The 10134-nt window shown below is 66.4% G+C and carries 8 protein-coding genes and 2 pseudogenes; 5 read left to right on the forward strand and 5 right to left on the reverse strand.

Annotated elements, in window-relative coordinates:
* Positions 1-113: 113 nt before the first annotated feature.
* Complete coding sequence (locus P3G67_RS26490; RefSeq protein WP_276095752.1) at positions 114-773, reverse strand: protein-L-isoaspartate(D-aspartate) O-methyltransferase; 660 nt, start codon at positions 771-773, stop codon at positions 114-116.
* A gap of 213 nt (positions 774-986) precedes the next feature.
* Between P3G67_RS26490 and P3G67_RS26495 the strand changes: the two genes are divergently transcribed.
* From P3G67_RS26495 to P3G67_RS26515, 5 genes are all read left to right on the forward strand, one after another.
* On the forward strand, positions 987-1403 hold the full coding sequence (locus P3G67_RS26495) for a CBS domain-containing protein (RefSeq protein ID WP_276095753.1): 417 nt from the start codon (positions 987-989) through the stop codon (positions 1401-1403).
* Positions 1404-1487: 84 nt separating this feature from the next.
* On the forward strand, positions 1488-2495 hold the full coding sequence (gene gap, locus P3G67_RS26500; protein WP_276095754.1) for a type I glyceraldehyde-3-phosphate dehydrogenase: 1008 nt from the start codon (positions 1488-1490) through the stop codon (positions 2493-2495).
* Between the two features lie 72 nt (positions 2496-2567).
* Positions 2568-2723: a hypothetical protein gene (locus P3G67_RS26505; protein WP_276095755.1), complete on the forward strand. Its 156-nt coding sequence runs from the start codon at positions 2568-2570 to the stop codon at positions 2721-2723.
* A gap of 597 nt (positions 2724-3320) precedes the next feature.
* The gene (locus P3G67_RS26510) at positions 3321-4595 is read left to right on the forward strand and encodes a PP2C family protein-serine/threonine phosphatase (protein ID WP_391858354.1); all 1275 of its coding nucleotides are present in this window, start codon (positions 3321-3323) and stop codon (positions 4593-4595) included.
* A 97-nt stretch (positions 4596-4692) separates the two neighbouring features.
* Positions 4693-5301 (forward strand): hypothetical protein, encoded by a 609-nt coding sequence (locus P3G67_RS26515; protein WP_276095757.1) that lies wholly within the window; start codon positions 4693-4695, stop codon positions 5299-5301.
* 2 nt (positions 5302-5303) lie between these two features.
* On the opposite strand, the gene P3G67_RS26520 is transcribed toward P3G67_RS26515, so the two are convergent.
* The 4 genes and pseudogenes from P3G67_RS26520 to P3G67_RS26535 form a co-directional block, all read right to left on the reverse strand.
* The gene (locus P3G67_RS26520) at positions 5304-5984 is read right to left on the reverse strand and encodes a hypothetical protein (protein WP_276095758.1); all 681 of its coding nucleotides are present in this window, start codon (positions 5982-5984) and stop codon (positions 5304-5306) included.
* A 230-nt stretch (positions 5985-6214) separates the two neighbouring features.
* A pseudogene (locus P3G67_RS26525) lies at positions 6215-6463 on the reverse strand (IS256 family transposase); the annotation flags it as partial.
* Positions 6464-6588: 125 nt separating this feature from the next.
* Positions 6589-8016, reverse strand: coding sequence for a group II intron reverse transcriptase/maturase (gene ltrA / locus P3G67_RS26530; RefSeq protein WP_276095759.1), 1428 nt, complete (start codon positions 8014-8016; stop codon positions 6589-6591).
* A gap of 596 nt (positions 8017-8612) precedes the next feature.
* Positions 8613-9584: pseudogene (locus tag P3G67_RS26535) on the reverse strand (IS256 family transposase); the annotation flags it as partial.
* Between the last annotated feature and the right edge of the window lie 550 nt (positions 9585-10134).

Consider the following 10134-nt stretch of genomic DNA (forward strand, 5'->3'; position numbering starts at 1 on the left):
GGGCCAGGGGCCGCGCTCCCGGAGGGACGACGCGGTCATCGGCTTTGTCGGCCGGCAACGCCGATACCGGTGGCGGGGCGGCGGGCGGCTGTCGCGCGATGCGTGCGGCCTGATCAAGGCGGGTAGCCGTGCTCACCGTAGAGGCGGACGAAGCGGGCGGAGGTGATGAACCGTCGACGTGCCAGGCCGTGGGGGCCTCGCTCGTACAGCTCGACCTCCTCCCGGCCGCCCGGGCCTATGGGCTGGACGAGCTGTCCGCCGATTCGGAGCTGTTCGACCAGGGGCGGCGGCACACGGGGGAAGGCAGCGGACACGACCACGGCGTCGTACGGAGCGCGGGCAGCCACGCCGAGCGTGCCGTCGCCGACGATGACATCGACGTTCTCGACGCCCTGCCCAGACAGGGCGCGGCGGGCTTCGTCCGCCATGTCCGGCCACCGCTCCACGCTGACGATCTCGGCCGCGAGGCGGCCGAGGAGCGCGGTCTGGAAGCCGTAGCCGGTGCCGATCTCCAGCACGCGTTCGGTCCCGGACAGCTTCAGGGCCGCGATCATCTGCGCGGTGAGCGAGGGCTGGGTGGTCACTTGGCCGTGGGGGAGGGGGACCGGCACGTCCTGGTACGCCAGGGCCTGGTGAGCGGTGGGAACGAAAGCGGCACGCGGAGTGCGGCGCATCGCTTCGAGGACGCGCTCGTCCGCTACGCCAGCGGCGCGCACCGCCTGTACCAGCTCCACCGGGCCAGGCGCGCCGTAGCCGTGGTAGCCGCCCCTCATCCTCCAATTCTCAAACCCCTCGAACCCACTGTCGCGCAGTGCCCGAGCAACGTGGAGGGTGGACGGCGGTCTCCGAAACACGGCTCCTGATGCTGGCTAACTTACGCGGGCCATGGGCTCACTGGATCGGTACGCTCGCGTGATTTCCCGCGCTGGGTAAGCATGGAAGCGGCGGTTGCATCGTCACGAAGCGCACCCAGGCAGGAGGCGGCGATGACCACGGCGAAGGACATCATGCACCCTGGCGTCCAGTGGATATACCGCGAGGAAACACTTGACCGCGCGGCGCAGCTGATGCGGGAGCTCAACGTGGGTGCCCTGCCGGTCAGCGACCAGAACGAGCGGCTGTGCGGCATCATCACAGACCGCGACATCGTGGTGAAGTGCGTGGCTATGGGCCATGACCCGGCCAGCACCAGGTGCGCCGAGCTGTGCGAGGGAACCCCACGTTGGGTCGACGCGAGTGCTGACGTCAGCGACGTGCTGCAGGAGATGGAGAGCCATCAGATCAAGCGGCTTCCGGTGATCGAGAACAAGAGACTGGTCGGCATGATCAGCGAGGCGGACGTGGCTCAGAACCTCACCGACGACCAGGTCGCGGAGTTCGTCGAGCACGTCTACGCCAGGTAGCGCCGCTGGCCACTTCGGTGGCCCCCGGTGTCAGCGAAGGCAACGGGTTCCGGGGTGCCCGACTCATGCGGAGCGAGGTGTCGCATGCCGAAGGTCGCCATCAACGGGCTCGGTCGAATCGGGCGCGTGGCGCTGAAGATCTTGCAGGATGTCGAAGGCATCGAGGTCGCCGCGGTCAACGACCTCGTCCCAGTGGACAACCTGGCCTACCTGCTCGCCTACGACAGCGTCTACGGGCGTTACCCGAAACTCGTCGCCACGGATGGCAACGCCCTGGTCATCGACGGTCGGACCATCCCGGTCCACAGCGAGCGCGACCCGGCCGAGCTGCCGTGGGCCGAGCTCGGTATCGACCTGGTCTTCGAGTGCACGGGCGCCTTCCGCCGTGAGGAGGAGCTGAAGCGGCATCTGACTGCGGGGGCCCGCCGGGTCGTCCTGTCCGCGCCCGCGCGTACCGAGACGATCGCCACGGTAGTTCACGGGGTCAACCAGGTACCCCACGAGCAACAGATCGTCTCCTGCGCCAGTTGCACCACCAACTGCATCGCCCCGGTCGTAGAAGTGATGGAGCGCCGCATCGGCGTGGAGCGGGCGGTCATGTCCACTGTCCACGCCTACACCGTCACCCAGCAGCTCGTCGACGGCCCGAGCAAGGACTTCCGGCGCGGCCGGGCCGGTGCCGTGAACATGTTGCCCGCCACCACGGGAGCGGCGCTCGCGACCACCAAGGTGGTTCCGGTGTTGGCAGGTCGCTTCGACGGCGTGGCTATCCGGGTGCCGGTGCCGGTCGGTTCGATCGCGGACGTCGTGCTGGTCACGGCCCATCCGACCACCGCTGAGGAGGTCAACGACGTCTTCCGGGAGGAGGCGGCGGGTGACCGCTACCGGGGGATCCTCGGGGTGGCGGAGGAACCGATCGTCTCCACCGACATTGTCGGCGACCCGCGGGCCGCGATCGTGGACGCCGCGATGACCCGTGTCGTGGACGGCACCTTGGTCAAGGTCATGAGTTGGTACGACAACGAGTGGGGCTTCACCCACCAGATGATCCGCGCAGCCCTCTCGATCCTCGAAGTTCCCCATGTCACCTGACTGCCCCCCACATCCCCTGGCGCCATGCCTCTGGGCCCTCGCCAGTGGGTTCGTAACGTCCCGAGGGGCGTCATGCCCGATGACGTGGGTGTCCCGCACTCGATCTTCGGCACGCCCCTTCTCGCGCTCTTCCTGCCGGAGTACGTCGAGTACGGCGGAGCCGGAGACGCTCTCACGTGCGACCAGGAGGTCGGCGAGCGCGTCGAGGCCGGGTCGGTGATCGCGTAGCAGGGCGGTGGCACGTTCTCGGCTTGGCGCAGCAGGCGCGCGACCTCCTCGTCGACGATGCGCTGGGCCTGCTCGGAGTAGGGCAGCCGGATGAGTTCTTCTGCGGCCTGGCCGAGGTACTACGGGTGTGATCGGGCGTAGCAGATCGGGCCGAGGACAGGGGAGAGGCCGAACTCGAGCCGCGCATGAAGGCAACTTGACTCCCCGACACCTGTGTCACAGCCGAGCTTGCCGGTCGCCGAGTCGTCGCAGGTAGGGCTGCGGCTGGGCTCTCATGTCCAGACAGAATGTTTCGAGGGTCACTCTTGTCTGTCTAGGTATGCCATGCTGCTTTTGAGCGCCTTTGGGCTCTCCATCCGTACCGTGCTGCGATCACGCTCGATCGCGGTCAGGAGGCCGGGTGTATCGCTCACGTGAACGGCGGTGTGAGTGGAAACGCCGTTATGTCCAGAACTCGGTGGAGCTGGTGGCTGCGTCATCCCAGCGCTGGACCGTTTACCGGCTCAAGGCGACGGACACCGAATGTCAGGCCACGAGACATCCGTGATGGCAGGGAAACAGGAGGAACCTCAACAGTCGCGTCTTCCCGAGGTGCGTCTGCGGTTGGGCGCTGAGCTGGAGCGGATCGCCGAGCAACTCAGGTCGCTCGCCCGAGCCCAGGACCAGTTGCACGATCTCTATGAAGCCGTCCTCAGCCGGGACGTGGAGCTGTCCGTCGTGCTGCGACTGATCGTCGCCACCGCAATGGACCTGGTCGGTGCCCGTTACGGAGCCCTGGGAGTGCTCGATGAGGATGGCGAGTCCCTCGGCCTCTTCGTCCCCGCGGGCCTCTCCGACGAGGAGAGAACCGAGCTGGCTGAGGTAGAGCTCCCACGAGGGCGCGGCCTTCTGGGGCGCCTGATCGCCCATCCTGAACCCCTGCGCGTCGATGACATCTCTACTCACCCGGACTCGGCAGGCTTTCCACCCGGACATCCACCGATGCGTACCTTGCTCGGAGCCGCGATCGACATCCGCGGCACGATCTATGGGGACTTGTACGTCTCCGAGCGGCACGACGGACGCCCGTTCGATGCCCATGACGAAGCCCTGATCGTAGCGCTCGCTGGCGCCGCAGGCCTGGCCATCGACGACGCTCGCCTGTACGAGCAAACCCGTCTCGACGCCGAACAGTTCCAACGCCTGCTGCTACCGCGGCTACCCGACCTCACGCCCTTCACAGCTGCCGCCGCCTACCGCCCCGCCTCCAGCCCCGGCCACCTCGGTGGAGACTGGTACGACGCCCTGCTGGTGCCCGACCAAGCCTGTGCGGCAGTTATCGGAGACGTCGTCGGGCACGATCTCCAGGCCGCCGCGGCCATGGCACAGGTCCGCAACATGCTGCGCGCCCTGCTCTATGACCGGCACGCCCTTCCCAGCGCCGTGCTCGCCCAACTTGACCGAACCCTCAACGCCATCACCGACAACCCCGTCACCACCGCATGCCTCGCCCGCATCGAACCCGAAGAACAGGGCGGCTGGAAACTGCGTTGGAGCACCGCTGGGCATCCCGCACCACTCCTGCTCGCCCCCGACCGAACCACCCTTTATCTCGACGCCGAGCCCGACCTGCCGTTCGGCGTGGACCCCACCCAGCCACGCCATGACCACACCCACTCCCTGTCCCCAGGAACCACAGTGATCTTCTTCACCGACGGGCTCGTCGAACACCCCAAACAGTCGGTAGAGACGGGCTTGGAACGACTCGCCACGCTGGCCACGGCCCACGCTTCCCTGCACCTGGAAGACCTTGTGGAAGCGTTGGCCGACAAGCACCCCAGCGACGGTCACGACGACATGGCCATCCTCGCACTACGCACCCCGCATACCTGACCCTCGAAGTGCCATGCAGGCGACGCGGAGCAATAGTCAAGACCTGTGGACGAGATGACGTGCGAGCAGGCTGCGGCTCCCCAACGAGTTCGATCCTATGCTGGCGGTCGTGCAGGTACTGGGTGTGAGCAGTGAGGACGAGATGCTCGCCTGCTTCTTGAGCGGCGAGCTGTCCAGCAAGAGGTTCGGCCAGAACCTCCGGTCCCACCTGGCGGCAGGCGGACAGGCCGAGCAGTTGCTGACGTATCCGGACCTCTCCGACGCTGGGGCGAACTTCGCACGTCGCGCTCTGCTCGCTGCGACGCGCGGGTACGGCGAGAACCGCGACCTGTTCGAGAACTTCCCCACTCACGTCACGTGGAACAGGGCGCTTCTGTCCGCCGACGAGGCGGCCGACGTGCGTTACGTCGGCTATTCCTACTGGGTGGAGCTGTGGGGTGGCAGCCGCCGGCCGACCGACGCGGCCGCACGCATCAAGGCAGGGCTACGGGCGTTCGACGTGCCCAACGAACCATTCGTCGAGGCAGCCCGCGCGCTCAGAAGAGGTGAGCGATTTCCTCCGCTCATCCTCGTAGGCGAGGGGCAGGACAACCTGGTCTGCCTGGAGGGCCACCTGCGCCTGACCGCCTACGCGCTCGTTGGCTTCCCGACTGACGTCGAGTGCCTGATCGGCTCTGCGCCAGACATGGGACGCTGGGCGCAGTAGCGCTAGAAGGCGACAGCTGACAGGTCGGCAGCGACTTCGACGGCTTGGTAGCCGTAAGTATCCGCCGAGTCAACGCGCAGCATGAGGCAGAAGCGGTTGAGGGACTCAATCTCCTTGCACAGATGCTTGTAGTCGCGCTTGAGCAGGTGCACGGCAGCACGATTTGCGAGCGCCGACTGTCCCATGATCATCAGGACCGGCTGTGTGGACTGGGAAGGCGTGAACTTCGCGACCAGGGCGTGGTCCGTCCGCCCCTGCTTGTGAAGGAAGCGCTGACCGCTGATGGTGAAGTCACCACGCTGATTGATCTTCACGCCCGGCAGGTGCCTAGCCACGTATTCAACGTTGCGCTGGTTGGATCCCAGACCCCCGATGCTGAGTTCGGTGCGAGCTCCATTCAGCTCGGGTGCGTCGGCGGCGACGAGGGAAAACGCACATCGAGCCTCTTCAGCGAGCATTGCGAGCTCGATGATGGCGTAGACATCGCTGTGCTCGGTGACGTCGGGCATCTGCCAGTGACTGTTCAGGACGATGACGCACGGCACACCAGGCCGTAGACCAAGGAGCGCCTGCTTCTGATGCAACATCCGGGCAGAGCTCACACGCTTCCAAGCCCATACCGACCCTCCGCTGACTACGCTCGTGATCAGCCCGATCACGATGTTCAGCACTGCATCCGACACGAAGCGCCCCCGCCCTCGTCGTGACGACACGATCTGACCGTCGATGCGCCAGCCTACTGATCAACGCCTATGCCACGTAGTGATTGATCGGCAACGTCGCTGGCAGCGACGGAGCCCCGTGGACAACCGCGGTTCTTCGCACCTGCTACGCGCCGACCCCGGCCGACTAACTGGCCTGACTGAGGAATGGTCGGCTCAGCCATTGGTCGACTGGCGGCTCCTTCAGTCGATCAAGCGGCCTGCTTCTCGCGTTCGACGAGGATGCCGTTCTCGAACCGTGCACCTGCGCGGACCAGGGGCACGAGGTGGGCGCCTGTGATCGCGCGCCAGCGGTTATGAGCGGACTCGACCAGCTTGAACACCATCGCGAGCGCGGCCGCCGGGCTGCCCGCACCTCGCGTGACCTTGGTGCGGAGCTTGACCGTGGAAAACGTCGACTCGATGGGGTTCGTGGTCCGCAAGTGGATCCAGTGCTCGGCGTTGAGTCGGCCTGGGGCGCGGTGTCGGGATTGCTCCCGATCCGTTTCCCCAGGCCGCTCGCCGAACCCGCCGTGCCCGTCTCCGGGCAACGGGCTCTCCACAAGTCCCGCTGGGTGTGGTGTCTTCATGTGGTGCTGGCCCACGGGGTGGGGATGGTCGTTCCCCGGTAGCGGTAGCGCGTGGTGCGTACCTTGGCCGGGTTGAACAGCTTCACTTCACCGTCGTGTGGCCACCATCGTCCGTCGCAGTAGCGGCGGCGGAGTTCCTTCCAATTCGCCTTGGGGTGTTTGCGACGCAGCCAGGCGAGTACCAGGCGCCAGACCACAGCGCGCAGGTAGTTGAAGGCCGCGCTGGACACCCCGGGCCGGAAGTAGGTGGTCCAGCCCCGCAGCATCTGACTGAGCTGATGTAGCAGGGCTGCCAGCGGTCGGTTGACGCTCATCCGGCAGGCCATCTTCACCTTCGCGGTGATGGCCGCGAGGGCCTTCTTCGCCGGGTAGGTGTAGACGTACTGCTTGGACGTGCCTCGCTTTCGGCGGCGCTGGATGTGCCAGCCGAGGAACACGAGGCCCTCGTCGATATGGGTGATCAGGGTCTTTTCCTGTGATAGGCGCAGACCCATCGTGGTCAAGACCTCGGCGATCTCCTCTCGGAGGGCTTCCGCGTGCGCCTTGGTGCCCGAGACGACCAGACACCAGTCGTCCGCGTACCGAATCAGCCGGTAGTTGGGCAGACCATGGCGGCGGCGCTTGGCCCGTTCCGTCTGACTGGTGCCGGACCCTCCCGGGGACTGGGCGATGTGCTCGTCCAGCACCGAGAGAGCCACGTTGCTCATCAGCGGAGAGAGGATCGACCCCTGCGGGGTACCGGCGTCGGTATCCCTCAAGACACGGTCCTCTCCGAGGATGCCTGCCTTGAGGAACGCCTTCACCAGGGCCAAGACGCGTTTATCTCCGACGCGTTGCCGCACCCGCTCCATAAGGGCGGAATGCGAGATTTCGTCGAAGCAGGCTTTGATGTCGCCTTCCACGATCCACTCATACGAGCGGGACGTGAGGTGACGCACCTCGGCCACGGCGTCATGAGCCCGACGGTTCGGGCGGAAGCCGTAACTGCACGGGAGGAAATCAGCCTCCCAGATCGGCTCCAACACCAGTTTCAAGGATGCCTGGACCACCCGGTCCCGGATCGTGGCGATTCCCAGGCGGCGGAACGTGCCATTTGCCTTCGGGATCATTCGCTCGCGCACCGGCAACGGACGGAAGCTGCGGTCCTTCAGCGAGGACCGCAACTCGTCGAGGAAGTCCTCGACTCCCTGCCCGACCTCGATGGACGTCGCAGTGCGTCCGTCCACTCCGGCCGTGCGTGCACCCTTGTTACCCCGTACCCGGTCCCAGGCCACCAGCAAGAAGCCAGGATCGGAGACGAGATTGAAAATATCGTCGAACCGGCGATGAGGATCATCCATCGCCCATCGATGCAACTTCGACTGGATCTCCAGTACCCGGCGCTCCGCCTTCATCAAGGCGTAGTCCAGCTCGTCGGTGTTCACCGTCGCCCTCCTGGCCTTCCAGGATCTTGATTGCTGACTTGCTGGCCCCCTTCGCCATGTGCACGCCTCTCGCGCGCTCGGACTACTACGGGGCCTCCGCCCCATCCAACGGCCGTCAGTCGGCGACGGACCTGCCCGCCACCGGACCGGCTGCCCGGTGGAGAGGGCGACCGCGGATGGTTCCCACGTTCACCACGAGTTCGATCGACAGGTGAGGTGTCCAGCTATGCTCCTGCGGTCTCGCCAACGGTTACGCCGCAGTACTTCACCGTGGCCTCCCTGCCGACATCCCAAGCCGGTTCGGGAGTTCCCCGGATCCGAAAATCCGGGTGCGCACCGCGCCCCAGCCCGCATCCGCCAGGTTGAAGCTGGGTTCTACGTTTGAGGAGCTTTATGACACTGGTTCCTCTCGTACACCTTCCTGTCTCGCTCACCGGACCCGGCCTGTCTGGCAGTACCAGACCGTTCCGACTTTGTCGGGGCTGCTTCCCACCCTCACCGGCGTCCCCCGGGTCAGGCTGCCCCCAGCTTCACCTGGCCGCTGCGACGGCCAAGAGGCGATGGTCTTTCACCTCCGCTCGAACTCGTGGCGCCTCGTGGCGCACCGGGAAGTCGTAGAACGCCAGCAGCTCCTCCCGGTCCTCGGGGATCTTCGCGACGGCCTTCGGGAACTTGGCGCCGTAGGTCTTCGCGAACGCCTCGATCGCCTTCTCGGCGCGGCCACGGTCCTCGGCGTTGTAAATCTCCTGCATCGCCTTCGTCGCGCCGGGCTGGGCGGACTTCGGAAGGCAGTTCGTGACATTACGGGCTTTGTGGACCAAGCAGCGCTGGTGCCGTGCGGCCGGGAACACCTCGGCCAGCGCCCGCCACAAGCCCATGGCACCGTCGCCGACCACCAGCTCAGGATCGCGCATGCCGCGTCGGCGGCAGTCCCGCAGCAGGTCGGCCCACGACTCGGTGGACTCCCGCAGCCCCTCGGCCAGCGCGATCAGCTCCTTGGTGCCGTCCAGGCGGACGCCGAGCAGAACCAGGACACACGAGTGCGCCTGGCCGAGCCGAACCTTCGGGTGGACCCCGTCGGCCCACACGTAGACGTAGTCGCGGTCCGACAGGTCGCGGTCCTGGAAGGCGGCGTGGTCGTCGCTCCACTGTTTCGTCAGCCGAGTCACGGTCGCGGGTGAGAGGCCGGCCGCGCCGCCGAGGAACTGCTCCAACGCCGGGACGAAGTCTCCGGACGACAGTCCGTGCAGGTAGAGGAGTGGCAGCACCTCCGAGATCTTCGGGGACTTGCGACACCACGGCGCCAGGATCTTCGAGGAGAACCGCTTGCGCTCGCCGGTGACCTCGACCGGCCCGGCCGCTGTAACGACGGTGCGGGGTCGATGGTGGCCGTTGCGGACGACCAGGCGACGGCCTGCCGCGTCGGTCTCGGCGGCCAACTCGGCTATGTACTGGTTGACTTCCGCCTCCAGAGCGGCGGCCAGCATCCGGCGGGCGCCCTCGCGGACGATCTCGTCGATCAGGGAGCCGGACTGGGTGGAGCCGTCGTCGGTGACTACGCTGAGCACAGGGCGTGCCTTCCCGACCCGCGCTGCAACGCGGGCCTACTCGGAGACCTTCAATGGATCATTCGGGAAGGTACGCCGTCCGCGTTCCTGTCGGAACTGATCCACAGGTCTCCAGCATTGCTCCGACGCGGGTGCCGATGAGAGTGAACAAGTGCAGCAGCGGTCTCAACCGGACATGCGGTGGCCGTTTGCAGGGCCGTGGTTGCGGTTCAGCCACGTCAGCCCATCAGCGCGTGCTCGGCAAGACATCGCGATGCTGTCTCTTACCTGCACACAGGCCGAGTACGTCGGGTCCGTACACCCTTCGCTGACAGCTCGCTGCACCCGCTGCCCGCGGCGACCCTCCCACTCGCCGGCATCCTGCCCACCTCTTTCGAGACCGGGTGGCGCAACGGCAGTGTCACCCTCCCTTCGCGCGGCGCCCCCGGGACCTCCGGCCCATCCCGGTTCGGGCGGTGTGGGCGGACGCTGGCAGTAGGAAGTCGCGTCGTACGCGGAGAAGAGGCCGCCATGCCGCACAGCCCGCACATTGTCAGTGACGTGATGACAC

This window comes from Streptomyces silvisoli, assembly GCF_029269905.1.
In the GTDB taxonomy this organism is placed as follows: Bacteria; Actinomycetota; Actinomycetes; order Streptomycetales; family Streptomycetaceae; genus Streptantibioticus_A; species Streptantibioticus_A silvisoli_A.

Coding starts and splice junctions, on each gene's coding strand:
- P3G67_RS26490 (WP_276095752.1), bottom strand. CDS start 773: ATGAGGGGCGGCTACCACGGCTACGGCGCGCCTGGCCCGGTGGAGCTG.
- P3G67_RS26495 (WP_276095753.1), top strand. CDS start 987: ATGACCACGGCGAAGGACATCATGCACCCTGGCGTCCAGTGGATATAC.
- gap (WP_276095754.1), top strand. CDS start 1,488: ATGCCGAAGGTCGCCATCAACGGGCTCGGTCGAATCGGGCGCGTGGCG.
- P3G67_RS26505 (WP_276095755.1), top strand. CDS start 2,568: ATGCCCGATGACGTGGGTGTCCCGCACTCGATCTTCGGCACGCCCCTT.
- P3G67_RS26515 (WP_276095757.1), top strand. CDS start 4,693: ATGCTGGCGGTCGTGCAGGTACTGGGTGTGAGCAGTGAGGACGAGATG.